This window comes from Streptomyces sp. G7(2002) (assembly GCF_028870195.1).
In the GTDB taxonomy this organism is placed as follows: Bacteria; Actinomycetota; Actinomycetes; order Streptomycetales; family Streptomycetaceae; genus Streptomyces; species Streptomyces nigrescens.
This window is the reverse complement of sequence record NZ_CP102609.1, coordinates 4522975-4549489: the sequence shown is the minus strand read 5'-3', so window position 1 is coordinate 4549489 and position 26515 is coordinate 4522975. Positions and strand designations below refer to the sequence as shown.

The 26515-nt window shown below is 70.1% G+C and carries 26 protein-coding genes; 19 read left to right on the top strand and 7 right to left on the bottom strand.

All coding sequences use genetic code 11. The features are described from left to right. Positions 1 to 20: 20 nt before the first annotated feature. The gene (locus tag NUT86_RS19025; RefSeq protein WP_274736621.1) at positions 21 to 899 is read right to left on the bottom strand and encodes an alpha/beta fold hydrolase; all 879 of its coding nucleotides are present in this window, start codon (positions 897 to 899) and stop codon (positions 21 to 23) included. Between the two features lie 164 nt (positions 900 to 1063). Here NUT86_RS19025 and NUT86_RS19020 point away from each other — a divergent pair, with 164 nt between their 5' ends. Both NUT86_RS19020 and NUT86_RS19015 read left to right on the top strand, forming a co-directional pair. After that, a complete protein-coding gene (locus NUT86_RS19020) occupies positions 1064 to 1768 on the top strand; it encodes a TetR/AcrR family transcriptional regulator (RefSeq protein WP_274736619.1) in 705 nt (234 codons plus the stop codon). Between the two features lie 1054 nt (positions 1769 to 2822). Further along, positions 2823 to 4775 carry an AMP-dependent synthetase/ligase gene (locus NUT86_RS19015; protein WP_446750769.1) on the top strand — a complete coding sequence of 651 codons (1953 nt, stop codon included), beginning with the start codon at positions 2823 to 2825 and terminating at the stop codon, positions 4773 to 4775. A gap of 324 nt (positions 4776 to 5099) precedes the next feature. Here NUT86_RS19015 and NUT86_RS19010 read toward each other — a convergent pair whose 3' ends face one another. The 3 genes from NUT86_RS19010 to NUT86_RS19000 all read right to left on the bottom strand — a co-directional run bounded on the left by NUT86_RS19010 (position 5100) and on the right by NUT86_RS19000 (position 6256). Continuing rightward, entirely contained in the window at positions 5100 to 5411 is a 312-nt protein-coding gene (locus tag NUT86_RS19010) for a hypothetical protein (protein WP_018090984.1), read from the bottom strand. A gap of 16 nt (positions 5412 to 5427) precedes the next feature. Beyond that, complete coding sequence (locus tag NUT86_RS19005; RefSeq protein ID WP_158686046.1) at positions 5428 to 5565, bottom strand: hypothetical protein; 138 nt, start codon at positions 5563 to 5565, stop codon at positions 5428 to 5430. 487 nt (positions 5566 to 6052) lie between these two features. Beyond that, a complete protein-coding gene (locus NUT86_RS19000) occupies positions 6053 to 6256 on the bottom strand; it encodes a cold-shock protein (RefSeq protein WP_003984261.1) in 204 nt (67 codons plus the stop codon). Positions 6257 to 6505: 249 nt separating this feature from the next. On the opposite strand from NUT86_RS19000, the gene NUT86_RS18995 reads away from it, so the two are divergent. From NUT86_RS18995 to NUT86_RS18975, 5 genes are all read left to right on the top strand, one after another. Next, on the top strand, positions 6506 to 7408 hold the full coding sequence (locus NUT86_RS18995) for a menaquinone biosynthetic enzyme MqnA/MqnD family protein (protein ID WP_078518690.1): 903 nt from the start codon (positions 6506 to 6508) through the stop codon (positions 7406 to 7408). 123 nt (positions 7409 to 7531) lie between these two features. Beyond that, positions 7532 to 7966, top strand: a complete 435-nt coding sequence (locus NUT86_RS18990) for a hypothetical protein (RefSeq protein WP_274736611.1) — start codon at positions 7532 to 7534, stop codon at positions 7964 to 7966. 195 nt (positions 7967 to 8161) lie between these two features. After that, positions 8162 to 9361, top strand: coding sequence for a cyclic dehypoxanthinyl futalosine synthase (gene mqnC, locus NUT86_RS18985; RefSeq protein WP_018090981.1), 1200 nt, complete (start codon positions 8162 to 8164; stop codon positions 9359 to 9361). A 7-nt stretch (positions 9362 to 9368) separates the two neighbouring features. Continuing rightward, positions 9369 to 9920: a hypothetical protein gene (locus tag NUT86_RS18980; RefSeq protein ID WP_127151718.1), complete on the top strand. Its 552-nt coding sequence runs from the start codon at positions 9369 to 9371 to the stop codon at positions 9918 to 9920. A 63-nt stretch (positions 9921 to 9983) separates the two neighbouring features. Further along, positions 9984 to 10685, top strand: coding sequence for a demethylmenaquinone methyltransferase (locus tag NUT86_RS18975; protein WP_159487707.1), 702 nt, complete (start codon positions 9984 to 9986; stop codon positions 10683 to 10685). A gap of 150 nt (positions 10686 to 10835) precedes the next feature. Here NUT86_RS18975 and NUT86_RS18970 read toward each other — a convergent pair whose 3' ends face one another. After that, a complete protein-coding gene (locus tag NUT86_RS18970; protein ID WP_018090978.1) occupies positions 10836 to 11351 on the bottom strand; it encodes a GNAT family N-acetyltransferase in 516 nt (171 codons plus the stop codon). A 73-nt stretch (positions 11352 to 11424) separates the two neighbouring features. Here NUT86_RS18970 and NUT86_RS18965 point away from each other — a divergent pair, with 73 nt between their 5' ends. After that, a complete protein-coding gene (locus NUT86_RS18965) occupies positions 11425 to 12771 on the top strand; it encodes a geranylgeranyl reductase family protein (RefSeq protein ID WP_371874921.1) in 1347 nt (448 codons plus the stop codon). A 105-nt stretch (positions 12772 to 12876) separates the two neighbouring features. Here the strand turns inward: NUT86_RS18965 and NUT86_RS18960 are convergent, their stop codons facing one another. Together NUT86_RS18960 and NUT86_RS18955 are read right to left on the bottom strand one after the other, a co-directional pair. Next, on the bottom strand, positions 12877 to 13713 hold the full coding sequence (locus tag NUT86_RS18960; protein WP_266446513.1) for an ATP nucleotide 3'-pyrophosphokinase: 837 nt from the start codon (positions 13711 to 13713) through the stop codon (positions 12877 to 12879). Between the two features lie 289 nt (positions 13714 to 14002). Beyond that, entirely contained in the window at positions 14003 to 14803 is an 801-nt protein-coding gene (locus tag NUT86_RS18955) for a C40 family peptidase (protein ID WP_018090975.1), read from the bottom strand. Between the two features lie 724 nt (positions 14804 to 15527). Here NUT86_RS18955 and NUT86_RS18950 point away from each other — a divergent pair. Genes NUT86_RS18950 through nuoK form a run of 11 tightly spaced genes read left to right on the top strand, consistent with a single transcriptional unit; the run spans position 15528 to position 26509 of the window. Then, positions 15528 to 15887: an NADH-quinone oxidoreductase subunit A gene (locus NUT86_RS18950; protein ID WP_018090974.1), complete on the top strand. Its 360-nt coding sequence runs from the start codon at positions 15528 to 15530 to the stop codon at positions 15885 to 15887. Between the two features lie 9 nt (positions 15888 to 15896). Further along, positions 15897 to 16451 carry a NuoB/complex I 20 kDa subunit family protein gene (locus tag NUT86_RS18945; protein WP_018090973.1) on the top strand — a complete coding sequence of 185 codons (555 nt, stop codon included), beginning with the start codon at positions 15897 to 15899 and terminating at the stop codon, positions 16449 to 16451. Beyond that, complete coding sequence (locus NUT86_RS18940) at positions 16448 to 17221, top strand: NADH-quinone oxidoreductase subunit C (protein ID WP_093640251.1); 774 nt, start codon at positions 16448 to 16450, stop codon at positions 17219 to 17221. The genes NUT86_RS18945 and NUT86_RS18940 overlap by 4 nt, the downstream gene beginning before the upstream one ends. Further along, a complete protein-coding gene (locus NUT86_RS18935; protein WP_174876377.1) occupies positions 17221 to 18597 on the top strand; it encodes an NADH-quinone oxidoreductase subunit D in 1377 nt (458 codons plus the stop codon). The genes NUT86_RS18940 and NUT86_RS18935 overlap by 1 nt, the downstream gene beginning before the upstream one ends. Beyond that, a complete protein-coding gene (gene nuoE / locus NUT86_RS18930; RefSeq protein WP_371874864.1) occupies positions 18594 to 19487 on the top strand; it encodes an NADH-quinone oxidoreductase subunit NuoE in 894 nt (297 codons plus the stop codon). Before NUT86_RS18935 ends, nuoE begins: the two co-directional genes overlap by 4 nt. Beyond that, positions 19487 to 20869, top strand: coding sequence for an NADH-quinone oxidoreductase subunit NuoF (gene nuoF / locus NUT86_RS18925; protein ID WP_018090969.1), 1383 nt, complete (start codon positions 19487 to 19489; stop codon positions 20867 to 20869). The genes nuoE and nuoF overlap by 1 nt, the downstream gene beginning before the upstream one ends. After that, positions 20866 to 23373: an NADH-quinone oxidoreductase subunit G gene (locus NUT86_RS18920; protein ID WP_159487713.1), complete on the top strand. Its 2508-nt coding sequence runs from the start codon at positions 20866 to 20868 to the stop codon at positions 23371 to 23373. Before nuoF ends, NUT86_RS18920 begins: the two co-directional genes overlap by 4 nt. Continuing rightward, complete coding sequence (gene nuoH / locus NUT86_RS18915) at positions 23373 to 24761, top strand: NADH-quinone oxidoreductase subunit NuoH (RefSeq protein ID WP_026169854.1); 1389 nt, start codon at positions 23373 to 23375, stop codon at positions 24759 to 24761. The genes NUT86_RS18920 and nuoH overlap by 1 nt, the downstream gene beginning before the upstream one ends. Then, entirely contained in the window at positions 24754 to 25344 is a 591-nt protein-coding gene (gene nuoI / locus NUT86_RS18910) for an NADH-quinone oxidoreductase subunit NuoI (protein ID WP_018090966.1), read from the top strand. Before nuoH ends, nuoI begins: the two co-directional genes overlap by 8 nt. Next, complete coding sequence (locus NUT86_RS18905; protein ID WP_148589563.1) at positions 25341 to 26213, top strand: NADH-quinone oxidoreductase subunit J; 873 nt, start codon at positions 25341 to 25343, stop codon at positions 26211 to 26213. The genes nuoI and NUT86_RS18905 overlap by 4 nt, the downstream gene beginning before the upstream one ends. Further along, complete coding sequence (gene nuoK, locus NUT86_RS18900) at positions 26210 to 26509, top strand: NADH-quinone oxidoreductase subunit NuoK (protein ID WP_274736601.1); 300 nt, start codon at positions 26210 to 26212, stop codon at positions 26507 to 26509. Before NUT86_RS18905 ends, nuoK begins: the two co-directional genes overlap by 4 nt. Positions 26510 to 26515: the final 6 nt, after the last annotated feature.

Sequence of the window (26515 nt, the reverse complement as noted above, 5' to 3'; positions counted from 1 at the left end):
GGGCCCGGTGGGGACCGGTCTCAGCCCGTCACCGCTCCCGTGCGGGCCAGGATCGCCGTGGCCAGCGGCGCGTGTACGGCGGGCGGCAGCGCATGCCCCATGCCCGGGATCTCGACGAGCTCCGCGCCCCGGACGCACTGGGCCAGGTGCTGGGGGTGCGGCGGCGGGAAGACGGGCTCGGCGGGCGCGCTGACCACCAGGGCCGGCACCTCGTTCTTGGCGAGCTGGTCGGTACGGAGCATGCCGTCGTCCGCCGCACGGCCGTGCGCGGTGCCCACCCGGTGGTGCCCCGTGTGCGCGATGACGCGCTGCTCGAAGGCACGGAAGTAGTCCTCGTCGAAGGGGAGCCGGCCACCGGCGAGTACGCGCCAGTGTTCGATCCGGCGCTCCACCTCGGCCGCCGCACCGTGGTCCTCGGCCGGACGGGCCCACAGCTCCAGGACCTCGGGTGCGATGCCCGGCAGCGCGTCGGGCGGGACCGTGCTGCCGTCGGGGCGGGTGTAGGGGGTGGTGCTGAGGGCCATGGTGCCGATGAGAGTGGCGCTGAGCAGTCGGTCGGGGTGGTCGGCGAGGACCATCTGGGCAAGCATGCCGCCCAATGACATGCCGACGATATGTGCCCGGTCGATGCCCAGCCCGTCCAGGACCGCGATCACGTCATCGGCGAGATCGGCGATCCGGTAGGGCTGCTCGTCGAAGGACCAGGTGGAGCGGCCGGTGTCGCGGTGGTCGTAGCGGATCACCCGGTGGTGCGCGGCCAGCGCGTCGACCAGCGGCTCCGGCCAGCCGAGGCCGGACGCCTGGGCACCCATGACCAGCAGCAGCGGAGCCGCGTCGGCGGCGCCGCGCTGCTCGGTCCACAGGCGGATGCCGGGGGCGGCGTCGATGAACTGCTGCATGGGGTGGTCCTCCAAGTGATGCGGACGAGGGCGTCGCACCACGGAGCAGCGCGACGATACGTATCGTCTCGCTATGGGCGCGAACGCGTCAAGGGATGAGGGGCAGGAAGCGAAGATCGTAAACTTACTTTGCAGTAAAGGGGCGGGATGGAGGGACATTCAGGGTGGGAGCTGTGAAGAGCAAGCGGGTGCCGCGCGCCGTCCGGGAGCAGCAGATGCTGGATGCCGCGGTGCTGACGTTCGCACGGCGTGGATACCGGGCGGCCTCGATGGACGAGATCGCCGAGCTGGCCGGAGTTTCCAAGCCGCTGGTCTATCTCTACCTGAATTCGAAGGAAGACCTGTTCAATACGGTGATCCGGCGGGAGTCGGAGGCGCTGGTGGCGGCCGTGACGGCGGCCGTCGAGCCGGGGGTGGCGGCCGACCGGCAGCTGTGGAGCGGCCTGAAGGGCTTCTTCGCGCACACCGCCGAGCATCCGTACGGCTGGGCCGTACTCCACCAGCAGGCGCGGACGCACGGTGAGCCGTTCGCGCGTGAAGTGGCCTCGATGCGGGCGGGGATCGTCGAGTTCGTCACGGAGTTGCTGGGTGCAGCAGCAAAGGAGGCGGGCTGCGTCGGCGAGCTGGCCGAACGCGAGGTCGCCGGGCTCGCACACGCTCTTGTCGGCGCGGCCGAGTCGCTCGCCGAGTGGGCCAATGTCCGTACGGACGAAGGTGCTTCGGGCGAACCCGAGCATCCGTCGGCCAAGGACACGGCGGCCACGATGATGAACTTCGCCTGGACGGGCCTCGGCCGCCTGATGGGCGGGGACCGATGGCCGCCGAGCGGCCTCGTCGGCAACGAGAGCCCCTCCTGCGCCAGGCGTTGACGCGGCCTGCCCGCCGACTGCCGCCCCGGTCCCCGTCCGTCGGGGGCCGGGGCGGCGGCTTGAGGGGGTCGCCCTTCCGGCGGGGTCGGTACGTGGGGAGGGTGTGGCGGTAGGTAGCGGAGAGTGTGCCCGGTACGTGGAACACGGTCGATGTGGGTGCGTCCGCCGCGACCCTGGCCGGAATTGCCCGAACGAAGGTGGCGCGCGGGCATTGGCCAACTACCGGTCCTCGCGTAAATTTACGCCGAAGTAAGGTTACCGTCGGGTCAGGAGCTGGGTCGAGGATGCGTGCCACGGATTCCCCCGCCGCCGCCGCGAGCGAGCCGTCCGCCGCCGGTCGCCGTCACCGTCGCCGTGCCGGCACAACTCGCCCAGCCCAAGCCGGTGTTCGGACCCGACGAGGCCGACACCGCGATGACGTGCGGTAGTTCGACGCCGCCGAGGGGTGGGCTTCGGGGTCCATCTGCCGCCCGGCGGGGGCTTGGGCCGTGTGGGGTGCGTGTTAGCCGTCCGGCTTCGTGGGGGCTGGGGTTTTGCGGGTTGTGTGGTTGCCGCGGGGGTCGGAGGGGACGCACCGGTACCCTCCCCCAGCCTTCGGCCGGGAGGTGCCCCCATCGGCGCGGGCGACGCGGGTCCATGGGATTGATTGCCCCGGCGTTCGCTCCAGTCCTGCGGGCGGGCACCGGTACATCCCCTCCAACCGTTCAGCGTTGCCGGCTGCCGGCCGGTGACACCGTCCGTTACGGCCCAGACCCTGGCCGCGTCCCATCTGCGGGCGGCCCGGCCAGGTCCCTGCCAAGGGGTGGCGCATGGGTTGGTGACGGTGATCGGTACGGCGGGAGAGCCGCCCACGTACGGCGGTCGGAGGGGATGTCCGGTGAGCCGCCCGCAGGACCCGGAGCGAACAACGGGGCTCCCAACCTCCGGGACCCGCGTCGCCCGCGCCGAGGACGGGTTACCGGGCGTCCCCTCCGACCCCACCACCCACACCCCGTAGGCGAAACGGCGCCAGCCCACGGCAACCCGCACTCCACAGGAAAACGAGGAGCCGCTCGTGTCCCACCAGGAAAGTGCACCCACCGGACCACTCACCGCACCCACTCCCACCTCCGCCCCCACCCACACCTCCGCCCCCACCCTCACCGAGCCGCAGAAAACCGTGGTCAACGGCACGGTCCGCGAGGTCTACGTCCCCCCGCTGGCCCCGCCCGTACGCAGTGGCTCGCTCGGGGACCTTCCCTTCCTCAACGCCGACGAGGCCCCCGCCGACGTCGTGCTCGCCCGTAAGCAGCCCAGCGGCATCTGGCGTGATGTGACCGCCGCGGAGTTCGCCGCCGAGGTGCGCGCCGTCGCCAAGGGCCTGATCGCCCACGGCCTCCGTCCCGGCGACCGGCTCGCGATCATGGCCCGTACGACCTACGAGTGGACCCTCGTCGACTTCGCTGCCTGGGCGGCCGGCCTGGTCACCGTCCCCATCTACCCCACGTCCTCCGCCCACCAGGCGCAGTGGATCCTGCACGACTCCGGCACCCGCGCCTGCGTCGTGGAGGGCGTCGACGAGACCCGCCTGATCAGCGGCCTCCGCACCGAACTCCCCGCCCTCGACCACCTCTGGCAGTTCAACACCGGCGCCGTCTCCCAACTCGTCTCGGCGGGCCGCGACGTGCCGGACGAGGCGGTGGACGAGCGCCGCGCCGCCACCGGCCCGTACGCCCTCGCCACCCTCATCTACACCTCCGGCACCACCGGCCGCCCCAAGGGCTGCGCGCTCACCCACGCCAATTTCTTCGCCGAGGCCGACAACGCCGTCGAGCTGCTGCACCCGGTCTTCAAGTCGGTCAGCGAGGAGCCCGCCGCCACCCTCCTCTTCCTCCCGCTCTCCCATGTCTTCGGCCGTATGGTCGCCGTCGGCTGTCTGCGCGCCCGCGTCCGCCTCGGCCACGCCCCCAGCATTCGGACCGACGACCTGCTCGCCGACCTGGCCGGCTTCCGGCCGACCTTCCTGCTGGCCATTCCGTACGTCCTGGAGAAGGTCTTCAACACCGGACGGGCCACCGCGGAGAAGATGGGCCGCGCCGCCTCCTTCGACCGCGCGGTCCGTATTGCCCGTTCCTACGGCGAGGCCGTCGAGGCCAAGGAACACGGGACGGGCCCGGGCCCCGGCGTGGCCCTCAAGGGCGCCCGCAAGCTCTACGACCCCCTCGTCTACCGCCGTATCCGCGCCGCCCTCGGCGGCAAGGTCCGCCATGTCCTCTGCGGCGGTTCACCCCTCGGCCGCCGCCTCGCCGCCTTCTACACCGGCGCCGGTATCGAGATCTTCGAGGGCTACGGCCTGACGGAGACGACCGCGGCCACCACCGTCACCCCGCCCCTCCGGCCCCGTATCGGCACGGTCGGCTGGCCCCTCCCCGGCACCGCCGTCCGCATCGCCGACGACGGCGAGATCCTGATCCACGGCGACCACGTCTTCTCCGGCTACTGGGACGCGGCCCTCGGCGCGGCCCGCCCCGTCACCGACCAGGGCTGGTTCGCGACCGGCGACCTCGGAGCCCTCGACCCGGACGGCTACCTCACCATCACCGGCCGCAAGAAGGAGATCATCGTGACGACGGGCGGCAAGAACGTCGCCCCGGCCCCTCTGGAGGACCGCCTCCGCTCGCACCCCCTCGTCGGCCAGTGCATGGTCATCGGCGACAACCGCCCCTACATCACCGCCCTGCTCACCCTGGAGCCGGACGGTCTCGCGCACTGGCGCCAGATGAACAAGAAGCAGGACCTGCCGCCCGAGCGGCTGGTCCGCGACGCGCGCCTGCTGGCCGACCTCCAGCGCGCCGTCGACGACGCCAACGAACTGGTCTCCCGCGCCGAATCCATCCGCCGCTTCGCCGTCCTGCCGGTGGACTTCACCGAGGAAACCGGGCATCTCACCCCGTCCCTGAAACTCCGCCGTGCCGCGGTCGCCCGCGATTTCGCCAAGGAGATAGCGGACCTCTACGAAAGCAGATGACCCCCGGTCTGGAGCAAAAGCCTTTGACGCGTCAAACTGGAACCCCGTGTCACCTCTGTGGGGGAGGTGGCACGGGGTCTGACGTGCAATGCCGTGGTGCCGCATCTGGCTGACTTCACACCGGGCGGCTGCGGCTGCCTCCGCCGTACGCTCCCGCCTTCTACGGCGCCGAGTGGCGCCGGAAGCGGAAGGCGGCGGGCCGCATGCTCCAAGAGACCGTCAAGGGCGGTTGCTGCGGGGTGAGTTGTCCAAGGGGAGCCGGGCGGGCGGCGCCGAGCGCGCGGACCGACGGCGGCTTCGTCCCGCCCCGCGATGCGGGGCTTCTCACCGCGGTGGCAGGGCCACCGCCGTCTGCATGTCGCAGGTGTTGCACCAGAACGCCCAGCCGTTGGCGTCAACGGACCGCGAACCGCAGGCAAGACACGGGTCGCCCACGAAATTCGCGGCGACCCAGGTGCCTGCCGTTGCCGCGCGCCGGCCGGCGGCCGCACATTCGTCGGCGTAGCAGGGGATGCACAACCCGCCCTGCCGGCCGGGCAGTTTCATCGACCGTATCCCGCAGGTCGAGCACGGCAGCTTGCCGACGTACTGCTCGTCCAGGCCGACCGGCTTACCGTTCCTACTGGAGGCCGCCATCTTGCCTCTGCCTCCTCTATGCCAGGACGGTTCCGGTGCCGCCACAACCGGAGCACTGTGTGGTGACGCGCTCGCCGGTCGGCGTCTCCCAGTCCACGGTGCCTCTGCCGGCGCAGTCGGGGCAGGGCTTCTGCGGGGGCAAGTGCTCGCTCATTCTGCCCACGGTAGGCCGGGTCATGTTCCGATGTGACCACTTTCCGTGATCGCTTCGGTACACAGTTGCGCGGGGCGTCGGTCGCGCCGGGGGCCTGGGGCGGGCGGCTCGCTCGCCCTCGGTATGGCCGGCCGCGTGCCGTTTCCGACGGCGGCTGGGGAGGGGAGGTTTTTGGCCGTGCCGAGTGGGGTCTTTCGGCCGACCGGGGCGGTAAGTCTGTACGGATTTCCCTTGCCTCCACGGGATCGCCTCGGCCAGCGTCGAGGTGAGCCGTGGATCGGGGTGTCATTGGCGGGGGAATTCCCTATTGCGTGCGGCATTCGGGTGTGTCATGTGCCGGACGACGAGAATTCATGTGGCCGCCATTCGTGTCGGTGCCGGTGGCGGCGGACAAAAGGCAGGAGCCCCGCTCGCCACCGGAGTGGCGGAGCGAGGCTCCTTAGGTACTGCTTAGGGGCGACCTGGAAGGAATTCCGGGCCGGGCAACTTAGACCGGCGTAACGTTCTCCGCCTGCGGACCCTTCGGGCCCTGCGTGACGTCGAAGTTCACCTGCTGGTTCTCCTCCAGGGAGCGGAAACCAGAGGCGTTGATCGCCGAGTAGTGGACGAAGACATCCGGGCCGCCGCCGTCCTGGGCGATGAAGCCGAAGCCCTTTTCAGCGTTGAACCACTTGACGGTTCCGGTAGCCATAAGCCCTCCTTGGGCCAAAGGGTTGCCCTGCTCCAGAACCTGCAAAGAAGTCTGAAACTACAAGAGCCTGCGGGGTCACATGCTCCGCAGGCTCTGTACTGCAAGGGAAACCAAACTGCAACTTGCGCTGAGCGTAGCATGTGCTGCTCCTGAGGCGGAAGAGCCAAAGATCACGTTTAACCGACCGCACTAACGTCCATACGGCGACCCGCTGCGCTGCCCCAAGGGAGACAGGTCTAGCCTCCGCATGTGGACAATTCAACCTTCGGAGACGCACCCGCGGGAGCCGACGCCGGCCGCCGTCGCAGCCGGCCGCGAGTGGGCCACATCCAGTTCCTGAACTGCCTGCCCCTTTACTGGGGCCTTGCCCGTACGGGCACCCTGCTCGATCTGGATCTCAGCAAGGACACGCCGGAGAAGCTCAGCGAGCAGCTGGTCCGCGGGGAACTCGACATCGCGCCGATCACCCTCGTGGAATTCCTGCGGGCCGCCGACGACCTCGTCGCGTTCCCCGACCTCGCCGTGGGCTGTGACGGCCCGGTCATGTCCTGCGTGATCGTCTCGCAGAAGCCGCTGGACCAGCTGGACGGTGCCCGGGTCGCGCTCGGCTCGACCTCGCGGACGTCCGTACGGCTGGCCCAGCTGTTGCTGGCCGAGAAGATCGGGGTGCGGCCCGAGTACTACAGCTGCCCGCCGGACCTCGGCCTGATGATGCAGGAGGCGGACGCGGCGGTGCTGATCGGCGATGCCGCGCTGCGCGCCAATCTGCACGACGGGCCCCGGCTGGGCCTGGAGGTGCACGACCTCGGCCAGATGTGGAAGGAGTGGACGGGCCTGCCGTTCGTCTTCGCCGTCTGGGCGACCCGGCGCGAGTACCTGGAGCGCGAGCCGGCCGTGGTGCAGAAGGTGCACGAGGCGTTTCTCGCCTCGCGTGATCTGTCGCTGGAGGAGGTCACCAAGGTCGCCGAGCAGGCGGCCCGCTGGGAGACCTTCGACGAGCCGGTGCTGGAGCGGTACTTCACCACGCTGGACTTCCGCTTCGGGCCCGCCCAGCTGAGAGGCGTCACGGAGTTCGCCCGGCGGGTCGGGCCGACGACCGGCTTCCCGGCGGATGTGACGGTGCAGCTGCTGGAGGCGGCGGCCGCCCGGTAGCGAGCGGCCGCGCGGCCCGGTTCACCGGCCGGTGCCGGGCGGCGCACGGGGGGCGCGTTCGGGCAGGATGGGGGCGGTCTTGCGAGCGCGCAAGGATCTTGGCCATGTGCAACAGGGGGACCCATGAGACGACGTACGCGTGCCCTTGCCGCCCTGGCGGGTGCCGTCGCGGTGCTTGCCTCGGTGTCGGCCGGACCGGCCGGTGCGGCGGGCGTCAACACCGCCGACTGCCGCACGCCGGGCGGCGGTGCGGGCGGCACGCTGAACTGGGGTTACACCGGCAAGACCAAGCTGGGCCTGGTGGGGCTCAGCGCGCACGATCTGACGGCGGACGGCGCCTGGGTGCGGGTGCGTCTCGACATCGTCACCGGCTCCGGGAAGCGGGTCACCTACTCCTGGCGTGCGAACCGCGACGGAGCCGGCACGACCAAGCGGTGGAAGACGTACGCCTCGGAGAGCTCGGGCATCGTCAGCGCCCGGGTCGAGGCCCAGAAGGTCAAGGGCAGCAGCCCGGTCTCCTCGTGTTACAGCAGGAAGGCGTACAACCCGTACTACTGAGGAGGGCGGTTGATGAGGGTGGTGAAGGGGTGCGTCCCGCACTTCCGAACCCCTGAGGCCGTCCGGCGGCGCTCTCCCCTCGGCTGACGGCGGGAGGCCGCCGCCCGGGCCCCGGTCCGGCCGCGAGCGAGGCTGTCGTACCCCTGACGTACGCTGGTTCAGTTCGTGATGCCCGCCTGCGAAAGGGACGCCCCGGTGACCGAGAACGCCGACCTCCAGTCCGTACTCGACCGCGCCGCGCAGGGCGGCCGCATCACGCCGGAGGAAGCGCTCGACCTGTACCGCTCCGCTCCGCTGCACGCGCTGGGCAAGGCCGCCGACGCCGTACGCCGCCGCCGCTACGCCGGCACCGAGCACATCGCGACGTACATCATCGAACGCAACATCAACTACACCAATGTGTGCGTGACGGCCTGCAGGTTCTGCGCCTTCTACGCCGCGCCCAAGGACACCGCCAAGGGCTGGACCCGCGACCTCGACGACATCCTGCGCCGCTGCGCGGAGACCGTCGAACTGGGCGGCACCCAGATCATGTTCCAGGGCGGCCACCACCCGGACTACGGCGTCGAGTACTACGAAGAGCACTTCTCCGCCATCAAGAAGGCCTTCCCGCAGCTGGTCATCCACTCCCTCGGCGCCTCCGAGGTCGAGCACATGGCCCGGATCTCCAAGGTGTCCGTCGAGGAGGCGATCCAGCGCATCCACGCCGCCGGCCTCGACTCCTTCGCGGGCGCCGGCGCCGAGCTGCTGCCGGCGCGCCCCCGTAAGGCCATCGCTCCGCTGAAGGAGTCCGGTGAGCGCTGGCTGGAGATCATGGAGGCGGCCCACGAGCTGGGCGTGGAGTCGACCTCCACGATGCTGATGGGCACCGGCGAGACCAACGCCGAACGGATCGAGCATCTGCGGATGATCCGTGACGTCCAGGACCGTACGGGCGGCTTCCGCGCCTTCATCCCGTACACCTACCAGCCGGAGAACAACCACCTGAAGGGCCAGACGCAGGCCACCCTCTTCGAGTACCTGCGCATGATCGCCATCGGGCGGCTCTTCTTCGACAACGTCGCGCACATCCAGGGCTCGTGGCTGACCACCGGTAAGGAGATCGGCCAGCTGTCGCTGCACTACGGCGCGGACGACCTCGGCTCGATCATGCTGGAGGAGAACGTGGTCTCCTCGGCCGGCGCCAAGCACCGCTCCAACCGCACGGAGATCATCGACCTGATCCGCAAGGCGGGCCGGGTCCCGGCGCAGCGCGCGACCACCTACGAGCACCTGGTCGTGCACGACGACCCGGCCAACGACCCGGTCGACGACAAGGTCGTCTCGCATCTGTCGTCCACGGCGATCGAGGGCGGCACGGCGCATCCGGAGCTGAAGCTGGTCGAGGCCAACTGAGCCGCGGATGCTGACACTTCACCGCGTCCGCGGTGTCCGGCTCAGCCATGAGGGGGAGCCCGCTCCCGGGCATGCGGTCGTCGTCGACGGCGCCCGGATCGCCGCCATCGGCCCGTACGAGGAGCTGTGGGCGGCCTACGGCGACCGGGCGCGGGTCCGGGAGTGGGACGGCGTGCTGACGCCCGGCCGGTACGAACCCGAGGGCGCCGCGCTGTTGGAGGCCGCCTACCACCCCGACCCGCGCGAGGCCGATGAGCTCGGCAGCGAGCCGATCACGGGCGAGGCGCTCGCCGCCCTCGGCATGACCGAGACCCGCTGGGGCGCCGGCGCCCGCCGTGGCCTGCAGCGCCTGCTGGCCACCGGGACGACGGCGCTGACCGGGCCGTTCACCCGGCCCGCGGTCCGTACGGCCGTCCAGCGGTCCGGGCTCGCGGAGCCGCCCGGCGGCCGCCCCCGTGAGCTGACCGTCGGCGGCGCGGCCGATTTCGCGGTCTTCGCCGAGGACGGCAGCTGCCTGGCCACCGTCCTGGCCGGCCGTCTGGTGTACCGCCGCCGCTGACGGCGGGCGTGCCGGGCCGTGCCCGGTGCGTTCCCCGGCGCCGGCACGGTGGACAATGGCCGGGTGACCCGAGCATCCCTGGACAAGCAGCCGCACGAAGTCGCCGCGATGTTCGACGACGTGGCGGCGCGGTACGACCTCACCAACGACGTGCTCTCCCTGGGGCAGGCGCGGCTGTGGCGCAAGGAGGTGGAGCGTGCGGTGGCCGCACGGCCCGCCGAGCGGGTGCTCGACCTCGCGGCCGGTACCGGCACCTCCTCGCTGCCGTTCGCCAGGACCGGTGCGTACGTGGTGCCGTGCGACTTCTCCGTCGGCATGCTGGGGGAGGGCAAGAAGCGGCACCCGTGGCTGCCGTTCACGGCCGGTGACGGTACCCGGCTGCCGTTCGCGGACGAGGTGTTCGACGCCGTCACCATCTCCTTCGGGCTGCGCAACATCCAGGACACCGATGCCGCGCTGGCGGAGCTGTACCGGGTCACCAAGCCCGGCGGCCGGGTCGTGATCTGTGAGTTCAGCGAGCCGACCTGGGCGCCGTTCCGGACCGTCTACACCGAGTACTTGATGCGGGCGCTGCCGCCGGTGGCCCGCGCGGTCAGCAGCAACCCGGACGCCTATGTCTACCTCGCCGAGTCCATCCGCACCTGGCCCAACCAGCCCGAACTCGCCGCCCGGCTGCAGGGCGTGGGCTGGACCGAGGTGGCCTGGCGCAATCTGACCGGCGGCGTGGTGGCGCTGCACCGGGGGCGCAGGCCGGCCGGGGACTGACGTCGGCCGGGGGCTGACGCCTGCCGCTGACGGCGGAGCCGGAACCGCCCGTGCGGCTCGGCCCGGACCCGGCGTCGTCGGCGGCCGCGCCGCGCTGCCCGATGGGCGCTGCGGGAGGAATCCGCAGCGCCCTCTCCGTTCGCGGCAGCGTCACAGATCCAGCCGGTGGCAGTACGCCTTCCGGTCCTTCGGCGTGATCACCGTCTCCGCCCGCCGCATTCCCAGCCGCCGGGTGACCGCGATCGACCGCTCGTTCGCGGCGGCCACCATCGCCACCACGTGCCGGACCCCGGCCGCCCGTACGGAATCCAGTGCCGCCTGCGCCGCAGCGGTGGCGTAGCCCTTGCCCCAGTAGGCGCGGCCGAGCCGCCAGCCGATCTCGATCTCCCCGGCCGGGCCCCAGTCGTGCGGCCAGGGCTGGGCTCCGGTGAAGCCAATGACCGCGCCGTCCGCCGGGTCGACCAGGGTGTACAGGCAGAAGCCCAGCTCCGCGTGGTGCCGGCGCTGACGGGCGGTGAGTTCCTCGTACTCCGAGAGTTCGGCGGGGGCGCCTCCATGGAACTCCATGACGTCCGGGTGGTCGAAGGCCCGGTGCCAGTGCAGCGCGTCCTCCTCGGTGGGCACGCGCAGTTCGATTGCGGGGAGCGGTGTGTGCACAGACTTCATCGGGACAACCCTTCAGGTTCTGATCACCAAGGCCCCCATAGACTGCACATGCCCAGTGCCGGTCGGCACCCAGATATCCAGATATCGACTTCCGGGAGACAGCGCCGTGACCGAGTCCGCGTCCGTGACCGATTCCGTGACCACCGCCCGATCGGAGCACAGCGCGGATGTGATCGTTGTCGGTGCCGGGCCCGCCGGCTCCGCCACCGCCTATCACCTCGCCAAGTCCGGTCTGGACGTGCTCCTGCTGGAGAAGACCGCGTTCCCGCGCGAGAAGGTCTGCGGCGACGGGCTGACCCCGCGCGCCACCAAGCAGCTGGTCGCGATGGGCATCGACATCTCCGAGGAAGCGGGCTGGCTGCGCAACAAGGGCCTGCGGATCATCGGTGGCGGCTCCCGGCTCCAGCTGGATTGGCCGGAATTGGCCTCGTACCCGGATTACGGACTGGTCCGTAAGCGCGACGACTTCGACGAGCAGCTGGCCCGGCAGGCGCAGAAGGCCGGGGCGCGGCTCCACGAGCGCTGCAATGTGGGCGCGCCGATCGTCAACGAGCTGACCGGCCACATCACCGGCGTCCACGCCAAGCTCGGCGAGGAGAAGACCCCGGTCACCTTCCACGCCCCGCTCGTCGTCGCCGCCGACGGCAACTCCACCCGGCTCTCGCTGGCCATGGGCCTGCACCGGCGCGAGGACCGCCCCATGGGCGTGGCCGTCCGTACGTACTTCACCTCGCCCCGCCATGACGACGACTACCTGGAGTCCTGGCTGGAGCTGTGGGACCGCCGCGGCGCCCAGGACCGGCTGCTGCCCGGTTACGGCTGGATCTTCGGTATGGGCGACGGGACGAGCAATGTCGGCCTCGGCATCCTCAACTCCAGCTCCGCCTTCAAGGAGCTGGACTGGCGCGAGATCCTCAAGGCGTGGTGCGCCTCGATGCCCGCCGACTGGGGCTACACACCGGAGAACATGACCGGCCCGATCCGCGGCGCCGCGCTCCCCATGGCCTTCAACCGCCAGCCGCACTACACCAAGGGCCTGCTGCTGGTCGGTGACGCGGGCGGGCTGGTCAACCCGTTCAACGGCGAGGGCATCGCCTACGCCATGGAGTCCGGTGCGATCGCCGCCGAGGTCATCGTGCAGGCGCACGCCCGCGCCACGTACGCGCAGCGCGAACTGGCCCTGCAGCGCTACCCGAAGATCCTCAAGGACACCTACGGCGGCTACTACTCCCTGGGCCGCGCCTTCGTGAAGCTCATCGGCAACCCCAAGGTCATGAAGATCGCCACCCAGCGCGGTCTGACCCACCCGCTGCTGATGCGCTTCACCCTCAAGATGCTCGCCAACCTCACCGACCCCACGGGCGGCGATGCGATGGACCGCATCATCAACGGGCTGAGCAAGGTCGCCCCGAAGGCGTGACGCAGCGGAGGCCGGCCCCGGACGGGATGTCCGGGGCCGGCCCCGTTCGTGCCTCCGGTGCCGCCGCCCGGCCGACGCGGGCGGGCTGCCCGGTGGCCGGCCCGGTCAGCCGACGGGGGCGGGGGCCGGTGCGGGGAGCCGGCGCGCCGGGTCCGGGGACGGCAGTCGGCGTGCCGGGGCGGTCAGCCGCTCGGCGCCCGGCGGGACCGGCACCGCCGCGAAGATCGCGTCCTGCTGCTCCTGGAGCTCCCGGACCCTCTCGGGCGGGGTGCCGGGCAGCCGCTGCTCCTCGTACAGCTTGTGCGTCTCCAGCTGCGCCGCCTTGCTCTCGGGGGTGTGGAACTGGACCTCGAAGAGCTGACCGGAGCGGGGCGCGCGCCAGGCGGAGTTGATCGCCTTGTAGCCGGTGGGCCGGTTCCAGGTGTTGGCCCAGCGGGTGGAGTCGTTGCCCCATGCGGACAGCAGCCCGGCCGCGGTGCGGACGCCCTGGCTGTACGTGCCGGCCGGCCACTGCAGGGTGAAGCGGACCGCGTCGTTGATCTTGCGGAGCGATGCGTCCACGGTCTGTCCCGGTGACTCCAGCATCCAGGTGGCGACCTTGCGCTTGAGCGAGTCCGGCGACTTCAGCCGCTGGTCGAAGCCGACCAGTTCGGCATGGCTGATCCTGGCGGCCGCCCGGACCCCGGGGCTGATGGCGCGCTCGGCCCGCCGGGCGCGGGCGACGAAGCCGTTCACCTTCTTGTTCTCGGCGGCCGTCAGATGCAGCCCGTTCTGATGCCAGCCACCGTCGGGGCCGGGCGCCGCGGGCCGGACGGAGAGCGGTGCGGCGGACGGGGCCGAGGCGGTGGCGGTGTGGACGGCGCCCAGGCCGAGCGCGGTGGCCAGGGCGGCGGCCGTCGCGGCCCGGCTGACGAGGCGGTGAGCGGTGCGATGGGTGTTCATCGAAGCGCGGTTCCCTCTCTCTACGGATGCCGCACGCCGCATAAGCGGTATGTGCGGCATATGGCGAGAGGTGCAACGGCGCGTACCGCCCGTCGGTAGCTCGACGGGCGGCCTCCGGCCCGTACCTGGCTTGATCGTGGCGCTGAGCGGCGCGAATCATCCGTCGGACGTCGGACGACGGGTGGCGGGGGCGACCCGGACGGCCCGGAGACACCGCACACGAAAAGGACCGTCCCTCCCGAGCGGCGAGAGGGGCGGTCCTTTTGCGGTGTCGAAGGGTGCGGCGGTCCTAGAGGACGCGCACGGCGCCGGTCGGCATGTCGTAGTCGAGCGGGCGCTCGACGATGCCGGTGCTCGAGTTCTGGGCGCCGATGAACTTGCCGTCGCCTATGTAGACGCCGACGTGGTAGGCGCTGCCCGCGCTGCCCCAGTACAGGATGTCGCCGACCTGGAGGTTGTCCAGGCCGACCTGGGTGCCCTGGGTGGACTGGTCCTGCGAGACCCGCGGCAGGTCGATGCCGATCTGGCTGAACGCGGCCTGCGTCAGACCGGAGCAGTCGTACGAGGAGGGGCCGGAGGAGCCCAGCACGTAGGCCTTGCCGAGCTGCGCCTTGAGGAAGGAGACGAGCGTGGCGGTGCTGCCGGTGGCGTTGGACGACGACGGGGCGGACAGGGTCGAACGCTCGGAGGAGCGCGAGGCACGGGCCTCGGCGGCCTCCTTGGCCTTACGGGCTTCCTCGGCCTTCTTCTTCGCCTCGGCCTTGGCCTTCTTCACGGCCTCGGCCTTGTGCTTCTCCGCGGCCTTGGCGGCGTGCGAGAAGGCGCTGTCCTGGAGCGCCTGACGCTCGTAGGTGAACGCGACCTGCTCGGCCGTGTCGGCGCTCCTGGCGGCGCTGGTCGCCAGCGCCGTCGTGATCGTCGGCATCTCCTGGGTTTCGGAGACGGGCTTTTCCGCGGCGTTGGCCGGCACGGTCGCGCCGGTCACCGCGAGGGTGAGGAAGCCACCGGTCACGCCCGCGCGCAGCGCCCGCGAGGACGCGGAAGGACGGCGGGGCTTCCGGTGGCTGGGTATGAGTGCGTTCGGGGACATGGCAATAACGGCTATCAGGAGCCGCCGGTTGCTGCCAAGAAAGGTGCAGTGCGCCACACTTGACGCGTACGCGACGAACAAAACGGACTTTTGTCCGCCCGTCGCGCCGGCGGCGGGATGTCCGAATTTCGCGATCATGTTCCTACGCATGGCATTTGCTGCTCCACGCGGGCCCGGCGGGCTCCTACCACTTCCTCATCCGCCGCGCCAAGGCTTCCCGGGCGTCAAGCGCTTAGTGGTGGAAATAGCGTGGGATAGGTCACTCTTGAGTGTCCGTTATGTTCCCGTGACCTGGCGTCGGCCGGCCGCTCGTGAACGGAAGCACGTACCGACGATCACGAGCGGGTCACGAGAGGGGCGCGTCACGCGGTCTGCCGCATATAGCAGTTGGCCGTGTCCAGCGCCAATTTGCCTGTAGCGGTAACCACTTGATATTGGCCAGCACGCGCTGACCAGCGGTAACACGCACGAATGTCACCTCTCGTGATCACTCGCGCGCTTCGCGTATGAAGATCACCGCTCATCCGACTTCATGATCCTTCGCCGGGTGGTGGAGATCACAAAGGCGTTGTTCACCCCCGTGTCGCAGATCACAGACCAGCGGGCATAAGATGCAGGCGCTCGGGCTTGTGAACTGCCTCACATAGGCACGATCTCCATGGGGCAGTCGGAGGGCCCGGGTGGACCGCCATCCAGTCATCGTCGACTGAAGGGAGCGAGGACGGTGAACGCTTACGCGCCCATCCTCGTACTGGGAGCCCTCGGGGCAGGCTTTGCGATCTTCTCCGTCGTGATGGCCACCCTCGTCGGGCCCAAGCGCTACAACAGGGCCAAGCTCGAGGCCTACGAGTGCGGAATCGAGCCGACGCCACAACCGTCCGGTGGCGGTCGCTTCCCGATCAAGTACTACCTGACGGCGATGCTCTTCATCGTCTTCGACATCGAGATCGTCTTCCTCTATCCCTGGGCCGTCACCTTCGACGCCCTGGGGCTTTTCGGGCTCGTCGAGATGCTCCTCTTCGCGCTCACCGTCTTCGTCGCCTACGCCTATGTCTGGCGTCGTGGCGGCCTGGAATGGGACTAGGGGTCACACATGGGACTTGAAGAGAAGCTGCCGAGCGGCTTTTTGCTGACCACTGTCGAGCAGGCCGCCGGCTGGGTGCGCAAATCCTCGGTCTTCCCCGCGACCTTCGGGCTGGCCTGCTGCGCCATCGAGATGATGACCACCGGTGCCGGGCGCTACGACCTCGCCCGCTTCGGCATGGAGGTCTTCCGCGGGTCGCCGCGACAGGCGGATCTGATGATCGTGGCCGGCCGGGTGAGCCAGAAGATGGCGCCCGTGCTGCGGCAGGTCTACGACCAGATGCCGAACCCGAAGTGGGTGATTTCCATGGGGGTTTGCGCCTCGTCAGGCGGAATGTTCAATAACTACGCGATTGTGCAGGGCGTTGACCACATTGTTCCCGTTGACATCTATTTGCCGGGTTGCCCGCCGCGTCCCGAGATGCTGATGGACGCCATTCTCAAGCTCCACCAGAAGATCCAGAACACCAAGCTCGGGGTCAATCAGGAGCAGGCCGCCCGCGAGGCGGAGGAAGCGGCGCTCAAGGCCCTGCCGCTGATCGAGATGAAGGGGCTGCTGCGGTGAGTGAGCAGAAGAACCCCGAGCGTCCCGAGCCGAACGGCCAGAACGGCCAGGAGGAAGCCGTTCCCGCGCAGCGCGAGGACACCGGCGAGGCGATCACCACCCGCCGTGGCATGTTCGGCGCCAACAACGGCGGCGACACCAGTGGCTACGGCGGCCTCGTCCGCACGGTCCGGCTGCCCGGCGCCACCCCGCGGCCGTACGGCGGACCGCGCGGCACGGAGGACGGGTACGGCGAGTTCGACGAGATCGCCGACGAGCTGGAGGGTGCCCTCGACGAACAGGGGCTGGTCCCCGAGAACGTCATCGAGAAGACCGTCGTGGACCGCGACGAGCTGACCTTCCACATCGAGCGCAGCTATCTGCCGGCCGTCGCCAGGATCCTGCGCGACGACCCGGCGCTGCGCTTCGAGCTGTGCACGGGGGTGAGCGGGGTGCACTTCCCCGGCGACGGGGGCCGCGAGCTGCACGCCGTCTACCACCTGCGCTCGATCACCCACAACCGGCTGATCCGGGTGGAGGTCTCCGCCCCGGACGCCGACCCGCATGTGCCCTCGCTGGTGGACGTCTATCCGACCAACGACTGGCACGAGCGGGAGACCTACGACTTCTTCGGAATCGTTTTCGACGGCCACCCGGCGCTGACCCGGATCATGATGCCGGACGACTGGCAGGGCTTCCCGCAGCGCAAGGACTACCCGCTCGGCGGCATCCCCGTCGAGTACAAGGGCGCCCAGATTCCGGCTCCCGACCAGCGGAGGTCGTACAGCTGATGACTACTGCACCGCACTCCCACTCCTCGTCCGGCCACCGTACGTCGAGCGACTTCGACACCCGGGAGTCGCTGGCCCGCGAGACCACCGAGGGCACCGTCTACAACGTGTCCGGTGGCGACTGGGACGAGATCGCCGCGGCCGCCGTGAAGGCCGACGACGAGCGGATCATCGTCAACATGGGTCCGCAGCACCCGTCCACCCACGGGGTGCTCCGGCTGATCCTGGAGATCGACGGCGAGACCGTCACCGAGGCCCGCTGCGGGATCGGCTATCTGCACACCGGCATCGAGAAGAACCTCGAATACCGGACCTGGACGCAGGGCACGACGTTCGTGACGCGGATGGACTACCTGACGCCGTTCTTCAACGAGACGGCCTACTGCCTGGCCGTGGAGAAGCTGCTCGGCATCACCGACCAGATCCCCGACCGGGCCTCCGTCATCCGCGTGATGCTGATGGAGCTCAACCGGATGTCCTCCCACCTCGTGGCCATCGCCACCGGCGGGATGGAACTGGGCGCCACCACGATCATGATCTACGGCTTCCGCGACCGTGAGCTCATCCTCGACCTCTACGAGCTGATCACCGGCCTGCGGATGAACCACGCCTACATCCGGCCCGGCGGCCTCGCCCAGGATCTGCCTCCGGGCGCGGTCGACCAGGTGCGTGAGTTCGTCAAGAAGATGCGCAAGAACATCGGCGAGTACGACAAGCTCGCCACCGGCAACCCGGTCTTCAAGGCCCGGATGGAAGGCATCGGCTATCTCGACCTGGCCGGCTGTATGGCCACCGGTGCCACCGGGCCCATCGTGCGCTCCGCCGGACTGCCGCACGATCTGCGCAAGACACAGCCGTACTGCGGCTACGAGGACTACGACTTCGAGGTGCCGACCGCCGACACCTGCGACTCCTACGGCCGGTTCCTGATCCGGCTGGAGGAGATGCGCCAGTCGCTGCGGATCGTCGAGCAGTGCCTGGACCGGCTGGAGCCCGGCCCGGTGATGGTCGCCGACAAGAAGATCGCCTGGCCCGCCCAACTGGCCCTCGGCCCGGACGGTCTGGGCAACTCCCTCGACCACATCAAGAAGATCATGGGCACCTCGATGGAGGCCCTGATCCACCACTTCAAGCTGGTGACCGAGGGCTTCCGGGTCCCGCCGGGGCAGGCCTACTCGGCCGTCGAGTCACCCAAGGGCGAGCTGGGCGTGCATGCGGTCAGCGACGGCGGCACCCGCCCCTACCGGGTGCACTTCCGCGACCCGTCCTTCACCAATCTGCAGGCCATGGCGGCGATGTGCGAAGGCGGCCAGGTCGCCGACGTCATCGTCGCCGTCGCGTCCATCGACCCCGTGATGGGAGGCGTCGACCGGTGAACGCCACTCCGGCAAACCAGGACGTGCAGCTGGGAATGCCCGCACTCCCCGCCCCCGACTACCCGGCGGACGTACGGGCCCGGCTCGAAGCGGACGCCAAGGAGGTGATCGCCCGCTACCCCGGCGCGCGCTCTGCGCTGCTGCCGCTGCTGCACCTCGTACAGGCCGAGGAAGGGCACGTCACCCGCACCGGCGTCCGCTTCTGCGCCGAGATGCTCGACCTCACCACCGCCGAGGTCACCGCCGTCTCGACCTTCTACTCCATGTACCGCCGCAAGCAGAGCGGCGACTACCAGGTCGGGGTCTGCACCAACACGCTCTGCGCGGTGATGGGCGGCGACGCCATCTTTGAGGAGCTCAAGGAGCACCTCGGCGTCGGCAACGGCGAGACCACCGAGGACGGCGCGGTCACCCTCGAACACATCGAGTGCAACGCGGCCTGCGACTTCGCCCCGGTCGTGATGGTCAACTGGGAGTTCTTCGACAACCAGACGCCGGAGACCGCCCGGCAGCTGGTCGACGACCTGCGGGCCGGCCGGGCCGTCGCGCCCACCCGCGGTGCGCCGCTGTGCACGTTCAAGGAGACGGCCCGGATGCTCGCCGGCTTCCCGGACGAGCGGCCGGGCGCCGTCGAGGCCACCGGCGGCGCCGGCCCCGCCTCGCTGATCGGGCTGCGGCTGGCCAAGGGCGAGGCTGCTCCCGGCCGCGGCGCCGACCATGTCGTCTCCCCGCGGACCACGACCGACGGCCCGCCCTCCGACGAGCCCCCGTCCGGCCACCCCGCCGAGGAGGCCCCCTCGGGCCACCCCAGCTCCCACGACGCACCGCAGCAGACGTCGGCCTCGGATCACCAGCACCCGGCCGGCCCCACAGCAGAGGAGGGGGAGTGATGACAGTGGCAGCCGAACACGGGGGTGCCTCCCGGCCGGAGGCCGGCGGGGACACCAACCCCGAGAAGCTTCTGACGCCCGTCCTGTCCGCCTTCTGGGACCAGCCCGCGTCCTGGACGCTGGAGACCTACCGCCGGCACGAGGGCTACGAGGGCCTGCGCAAGGCGCTGGCGATGCCCCCGGACGAGGTCATCGCCTACGTCAAGGACTCCGGGCTGCGCGGCCGCGGCGGCGCGGGCTTCCCGACCGGGATGAAGTGGCAGTTCATCCCGCAGGGCGACGGCAAACCGCACTACCTGGTCGTCAACGCCGACGAGTCGGAGCCCGGCACCTGCAAGGACATCCCGCTCCTCTTCGCGAACCCGCACTCCCTCATCGAGGGCATCGTGATCGCCTGCCATGCGATCCGGTCGAACCACGCCTTCATCTATCTGCGCGGCGAGGTCGTGCCCGTCCTGCGGAGGCTGCAGGAGGCCGTGCGCGAGGCCTATGCGGCGGGCTTCCTCGGGAAGAACATCCTGGGCTCCGGGCTCGACCTGGATGTGATCGTGCACGCGGGCGCGGGCGCGTACATCTGCGGTGAGGAGACCGCGCTGCTCGACTCACTGGAGGGCCGTCGCGGACAGCCCCGGCTGCGTCCTCCCTTCCCGGCGGTGGCGGGCCTGTACGCCTGCCCCACTGTCGTGAACAACGTCGAATCCATCGCGTCGGTTCCCGCGATCATGAACCGGGGCAAGGACTGGTTCCGGTCGATGGGCAGCGAGAAGTCCCCGGGCTTCACGCTCTACTCGCTCAGCGGGCATGTCGCCAACCCCGGCCAGTACGAGGCCCCGTTGGGCATCACCCTGCGCCAGCTGCTGGACATGAGCGGCGGTATCCGCCGCGGCCACCGGCTGAAGTTCTGGACGCCGGGCGGCTCCTCGACGCCGATGTTCACCGACGAGCACCTCGACGTCCCCCTCGACTACGAGGGCGTCGGCGCGGCCGGCTCGATGCTCGGCACCAAGGCGCTCCAGTGCTTCGACGAGACCACCTGTGTGGTCCGGGCGGTCACCCGCTGGACCGAGTTCTACGCACACGAGTCCTGCGGCAAGTGCACGCCCTGCCGTGAAGGGACCTACTGGCTGGTGCAGTTGCTGCGCGACATCGAGGCCGGCAAGGGGCAGATGGGCGACATCGACAAGATCGACGACATCGCCGACAACATCAACGGCAAGTCCTTCTGCGCCCTCGGCGACGGCGCCGCCTCGCCGATCTTCTCCTCGCTCAAGTACTTCCGCGAGGAGTACGAGCAGCACATCACCGGCAAGGGCTGCCCCTTCGACCCGGCCAAGTCGACCTTGTGGGCCGACAACGACGCTCACCTGGGGGTGAATGCATGACCGTCACGACCAATGCTCCCTCGGGAGGCGGCGAGGCGGCGATCCCGCCGGAGGACCTCGTCACCCTGACGATCGACGGCATCGAGATCTCCGTCCCCAAGGGGACGCTGGTCATCCGCGCCGCCGAACTCCTCGGCATCGAGATCCCGCGCTTCTGCGACCACCCGCTGCTGGACCCGGCGGGCGCCTGCCGGCAGTGCATCGTGGAGGTCGAGGGCCAGCGCAAGCCGATGGCCTCCTGCACCATCACCTGCACCGACGGCATGGTCGTCAAGTCGCAGCTGACCTCCCCGGTGGCCGAGAAGGCCCAGCGCGGGGTGATGGAGCTGCTGTTGATCAACCACCCGCTGGACTGCCCGGTCTGCGACAAGGGCGGCGAGTGCCCGCTGCAGAACCAGGCGATGCAGGTCGGCGACCCGGAGTCGCGCTTCGAGGGCAAGAAGCGCACCTTCGCCAAGCCGGTGCCGATCTCCACCCAGGTGCTGCTGGACCGTGAGCGGTGTGTGCTGTGCGCGCGCTGCACCCGCTTCAGCAACCAGATCGCCGGCGACCCGATGATCGAGCTCCTGGAGCGCGGCGCCCTCCAGCAGGTCGGGACCGGAGAGGGCGACCCCTTCCAGTCGTACTTCTCCGGCAACACCATCCAGATCTGCCCGGTCGGCGCGCTCACCTCCGCCGCGTACCGCTTCCGCTCCCGCCCCTTCGACCTGGTCTCCTCGCCGTCGGTGTGCGAGCACTGCGCGGGCGGCTGCGCGACCCGTACGGACCACCGGCGCGGCAAGGTGCTGCGGCGGCTGGCGGCCGACGACCCCGAGGTCAACGAGGAGTGGATCTGCGACAAGGGGCGGTTCGCCTTCCGGTACGCGCAGCAGCGCGACCGGCTGGATCACCCCCTGGTGCGCAACCCGGAGTCCGGCGAACTGGAGCCGGCGAGCTGGCCCGCGGCCCTGGAGGCGGCGGCCCGCGGACTGGCCGCGGCCAAGGGGCGTACCGGCGTCCTGACCGGCGGCCGGCTGACCGTCGAGGACGCCTACGCCTACGCCAAGTTCGCCCGGATCGCGCTGGGCACCAACGACATCGATTTCCGGGCCCGGGTGCACAGCGCCGAGGAGGCCGACTTCCTCGCGTCCCGGGTCGCCGGCCGCGGCCGTGACCTGGACGGCCGGGGAGTCACCTACACCGCGCTGGAGAAGGCACCGGCCGTTCTGCTGGCCGGCATCGAGGCCGAGGAGGAGGCCCCGGGCGTCTTCCTCCGGCTGCGCAAGGCGCACCGCAGGAGCGGACAGCGCACCTACGGGCTGGCCGGTTACGCCTCGCGCGGGCTGATCAAGGCCGGCGGCACGCTGCTGCCGTCCGCGCCCGGTACCGAGACCGAATGGCTGGACGCGCTCGCGGGCGGGGTCGGCCTGGAGGGCGAGGGCCGTTCCGCGGCCGAGGCGCTGCGGGCCGACGGCTCGGTGATCGTCGTCGGTGAGCGGCTGGCGGCGGTGCCCGGTGCGCTGACCGCCGCGATCCGCCTGGCGTCGGCCACCGGGGCCCGTCTGGTGTGGATTCCCCGGAGGGCGGGCGAGCGCGGCGCCGTCGAGGCGGGTGCCCTGCCCGGTCTGCTGCCGGGCGGCCGGCCGGCCACCGATCCGCGGGCCCGCGACGAGGTCGCCGCCGCCTGGGGCGTGGCCGCACTGCCGCACCGGCACGGCCGGGACACCGGCCAGATCATCGAGGCCGCGGCGACCGGCGAGCTCAGCGCGCTCCTCGTGGCGGGCGTCGAGGTCGCGGACCTGCCGGACCCGGCCCGGGCGCTGGCCGCGCTGGACGAGGTCGGTTTCCTGGTCAGCCTGGAGCTGCGGCCCTCACAGGTCACCGACCGGGCGGATGTGGTCTTCCCGGTGGCGGCCGTGGTGGAGAAGCCCGGCACCTTCCTCAACTGGGAAGGCAGGGCGCGGCTGTTCGAGGCCGCGCTGAAACCGGACCAGATGACCCGCCGCCATCTGCTGCCGGACTCGCGGGTGCTGCACATGCTCGCCGACGCCCTCGACGTCCATCTGGCGCTGCCGGACGTCCGGGCCGTACGCCGCGAACTGGACCGGCTCGGCGGCTGGGACGGCCCGTACGCGGGCGAGCCCGTGGAGACCGGGCGTGCGCTGCCCCGCCCCGACAGCGGTGAGGCCGTCCTCGCCGGCCACCGGCTCCTGCTGGACCAGGGGCGGCTCCAGGAAGGCGACAACGCGCTGGCCGGTACCCGGCACGCCGCGGTCGCCCGGCTGTCGGAGATCACCGCGCAGGAGACCGGGGTCAAGGACGGGGATCTGCTGGCGGTCACCGGACCGGCCGGCTCGGTCAGGCTGCCGCTCCAGGTCACGCCGATGCCCGACCGGGTGGTGTGGCTGCCGCTCAACTCCACGGGCGGTGGCGTCGCCGCCGATACCGGGGCCCGCCCCGGTGACCTGGTGAAGATCTCCGCCGCCCCGGGCACGCCGGAGCCGGCCGAGGAGGTGGAGGCATGATGCAGCAGCTCGATCAACTCGCTGCCGCCGGCAGCGCGCTGGCCCAGGAAGACCTGTCGATGTTCGGCCGCGACCCGTGGTGGCTGGTCGTCATCAAGGCGGTCTTCTGCTTCGCGTTCCTGATGCTGACGGTGCTGTTCTCGATCGTCTGGGAACGCAAGGTCGTCGCCTGGATGCAGCTGCGCATCGGCCCCAACCGGCACGGGCCCTGGGGGATGCTGCAGTCCCTCGCCGACGGCATCAAGCTGATGCTGAAGGAGGACCTGGTCGTCAAGCGGGCCGACAAGGTGGTCTACCTCCTGGCGCCGGTCGTGGCGGCCATCCCGGCCTTCATGGCGATCGCGGTGATCCCCTTCGGGCCCGCGGGCAACGAGATCTCGATCTTCGGTGTCCGCACCCCGATGCAGCTGACGGACCTGCCGATCGGCGTCCTCTACATCCTGGCCACGGCCTCGGTCGGCATCTACGGCATCGTGCTGGCGGGCTGGTCCTCCGGCTCGACCTATCCGCTGCTCGGCGGACTGCGCTCGTGCGCGCAGATGATCTCGTACGAGATCGCGATGGGGATGTCGTTCGCGGCGGTGTTCCTCTACTCCGGGTCGATGTCGACGTCGACCATCGTGGAGTCGCAGCAGAACAGGTGGTACGTCCTGCTGCTGCCGGTGTCCTTCATCATCTACATCGTCGCGATGGTGGGCGAGACCAACCGCGCGCCGTTCGACATGCCGGAGTCCGAGGGCGACCTCGTCGGCGGCTTCAACACCGAGTACTCGTCCATCAAGTTCGCGATGTTCATGCTCGCCGAGTACATCAACATGGTGACCGTCTCGGCCGTCGCGATCACCCTCTTCCTGGGCGGCTGGAAGGCACCCTGGCCGATCTCCACGTTCTGGGAGGGCGCCAACCACGGCTGGTGGCCGCTGCTCTGGTTCACGCTCAAGGTGCAGCTGCTGCTGTTCTTCTTCATCTGGCTGCGCGGCACCCTTCCCCGGGTGCGCTACGACCAGTTCATGAAGCTGGGCTGGAAGGTCCTCATCCCGGTCTCGCTGGTCTGGCTGATGCTGGTCGCCACCGTCCGGGCGCTGAAGAACGAGGGCTACAACTTCTCCCAGATCGTGCTGTACGTCGCCGGCAGCGCTGTCGTGCTGCTGCTGATCTCCCTCCTCGTGGACTTCTTCCGGCGCGCCGAGAAGGAGGAGGAGCCGGACGGCGACGGGGCCTTCGACCCGATGGCGGGCGGCTTCCCCGTACCGCCGCTGCCCGGGCAGAGCCTGCCGCCCGTGCCACGCCGCAGGCCGCGCCGGGAGCGGGAGCTGATTGTCAGTGGCGGGGCGGACACTGTCAGTGACGGAATTGGAAACGACGGAAAGGGGGGCGACGGTGCCTGAGTTCCAGAACCCCGTGGCCGGCTTCGGCGTGACCTTCAAGGCCATGTTCAAGAAGCGGCTGACCGAGCAGTATCCGGAGGAGAAGAAGCCGACGGCGCCGCGTTTCCACGGCCGGCATCAGCTCAACCGCCATCCGGACGGGCTGGAGAAGTGCATCGGCTGCGAGCTGTGCGCCTGGGCCTGCCCGGCGGACGCGATCTATGTCGAGGGCGCGGACAACACCGACGAGGAGCGCTACTCCCCGGGTGAGCGCTACGGCCGCGTCTACCAGATCAACTATCTGCGCTGCATCCTGTGCGGTCTGTGCGTGGAGGCCTGTCCGACCCGCGCGCTGACCATGACCAATGAGTACGAACTCGCCGACCGGTCCCGCGAATCGCTCATCTACACCAAGGAAGAGCTGCTCGCGGGCCTGGAGGAGACCATGGTCGATTCCCCGCATGCGATCTACCCCGGCATGACGGAGAAGGACTACTACAAGGGCCTGGTGACCGAGGCCGCGCCGGGGACCGTCCGTCAGGTCGCGGCCTCCAAGGGCGAGAAGGCCGACGACGGCCCGCAGGAGAAGGAGGCGAACGCATGACCGGCCTCGCCGCCGCGGCCTCCATGACCTCCACGGGGGAGGCCGTGCAGTTCTGGATCCTGGGCAGCGTCGCCGTCATCGGCGCGCTGTGCACGATCCTGATGAAGCGCGCCGTGCACAGCGCCCTCTCCCTCGCCGGGACCATGATCGTCCTGGCGGTCTTCTACCTCGCCAACGGCGCGTACTTCCTCGGCGTCGTCCAGATCGTCGTCTACACGGGCGCGATCATGATGCTGTTCCTGTTCGTCGTCATGCTGGTCGGTGTCACCGCGGCGGACTCCCTCAAGGAGACCCTCAAGGGCCAGCGCTGGCTCGCCGCCGGGGTGGGCCTCGGCTTCGGCATCCTGCTGATCGCCGGTATCGGCAACGCCTCGCTCCAGGAGTTCAACGGCCTGGGCGAGGCCAACGCCGGCGGCAATGTGCAGGGCCTGGCGGCGCTCATCTTCACCAAGTACGTCTTCGCCTTCGAAGCCACCGGCGCACTGCTGATCACGGCGGCCGTCGGCGCGATGGTGCTCACCCACCGGGAGCGCACGGAGCGCGCCAAGACGCAGCGTGAGCAGTCCGAGGCCCGGATCCGCGAGGGCAAGCAGGTACCGCCGCTGCCCGCCCCCGGTGTCTACGCCCGGCACAACGCCGTCGACATTCCGGGGCTGCTGCCCGACGGCACCGTCTCCGAGCTCAGCGTCAACCCGACGCTGCGGGAACGGGGCCAGATCCGCGATGTCTCCGGTGCCTCGCTCGCCGAGCTGAAGGCGCTGGAGCGGCGCTCCGAGGACTGGCTGGGCCGCGGCTCCGAGGACGAGCCCGGCCCGCCGTCGTCCGGTGGCGCGGCACCGAAGGAGCACAAGGAGGGGGCCAAGAAATGAACCCGGTCTACTACCTCTATCTCGCCGCCCTGTTGTTCACCGTCGGCGCGGCCGGAGTGCTGATCAGGCGGAACGCCATCGTGGTGTTCATGTGCATCGAGCTGATGCTCAACGCCTGCAATCTCGCCTTCGTCACCTTCTCGCGGATGCACGGGAATCTGGACGGCCAGATCATCGCCTTCTTCACGATGGTCGTCGCCGCGGCCGAGGTCGTGGTCGGTCTGGCCATCATCGTGTCGATCTTCCGCACCCGTCATACGGCCTCGGTCGACGACGCCAGCCTGATGAAGCTGTAAGGGGTC

What these genes read in the sequence shown, in the direction of transcription:
- NUT86_RS18905 (WP_148589563.1), top strand. Translation starts at nt 25,341, where the DNA reads ATGACCGGCCTCGCCGCCGCGGCCTCCATGACCTCCACGGGGGAGGCC.
- NUT86_RS18960 (WP_266446513.1), bottom strand. Translation starts at nt 13,713, where the DNA reads ATGAACACCCATCGCACCGCTCACCGCCTCGTCAGCCGGGCCGCGACG.
- NUT86_RS19005 (WP_158686046.1), bottom strand. Translation starts at nt 5,565, where the DNA reads ATGAGCGAGCACTTGCCCCCGCAGAAGCCCTGCCCCGACTGCGCCGGC.
- nuoK (WP_274736601.1), top strand. Translation starts at nt 26,210, where the DNA reads ATGAACCCGGTCTACTACCTCTATCTCGCCGCCCTGTTGTTCACCGTC.
- NUT86_RS18970 (WP_018090978.1), bottom strand. Translation starts at nt 11,351, where the DNA reads ATGAAGTCTGTGCACACACCGCTCCCCGCAATCGAACTGCGCGTGCCC.
- NUT86_RS18990 (WP_274736611.1), top strand. Translation starts at nt 7,532, where the DNA reads ATGAGACGACGTACGCGTGCCCTTGCCGCCCTGGCGGGTGCCGTCGCG.
- nuoF (WP_018090969.1), top strand. Translation starts at nt 19,487, where the DNA reads ATGACAGTGGCAGCCGAACACGGGGGTGCCTCCCGGCCGGAGGCCGGC.
- nuoH (WP_026169854.1), top strand. Translation starts at nt 23,373, where the DNA reads ATGCAGCAGCTCGATCAACTCGCTGCCGCCGGCAGCGCGCTGGCCCAG.
- NUT86_RS18945 (WP_018090973.1), top strand. Translation starts at nt 15,897, where the DNA reads ATGGGACTTGAAGAGAAGCTGCCGAGCGGCTTTTTGCTGACCACTGTC.
- NUT86_RS19025 (WP_274736621.1), bottom strand. Translation starts at nt 899, where the DNA reads ATGCAGCAGTTCATCGACGCCGCCCCCGGCATCCGCCTGTGGACCGAG.
- NUT86_RS18955 (WP_018090975.1), bottom strand. Translation starts at nt 14,803, where the DNA reads ATGTCCCCGAACGCACTCATACCCAGCCACCGGAAGCCCCGCCGTCCT.
- NUT86_RS18920 (WP_159487713.1), top strand. Translation starts at nt 20,866, where the DNA reads ATGACCGTCACGACCAATGCTCCCTCGGGAGGCGGCGAGGCGGCGATC.
- NUT86_RS18935 (WP_174876377.1), top strand. Translation starts at nt 17,221, where the DNA reads ATGACTACTGCACCGCACTCCCACTCCTCGTCCGGCCACCGTACGTCG.
- NUT86_RS19010 (WP_018090984.1), bottom strand. Translation starts at nt 5,411, where the DNA reads ATGGCGGCCTCCAGTAGGAACGGTAAGCCGGTCGGCCTGGACGAGCAG.
- NUT86_RS18980 (WP_127151718.1), top strand. Translation starts at nt 9,369, where the DNA reads ATGCTGACACTTCACCGCGTCCGCGGTGTCCGGCTCAGCCATGAGGGG.
- NUT86_RS19000 (WP_003984261.1), bottom strand. Translation starts at nt 6,256, where the DNA reads ATGGCTACCGGAACCGTCAAGTGGTTCAACGCTGAAAAGGGCTTCGGC.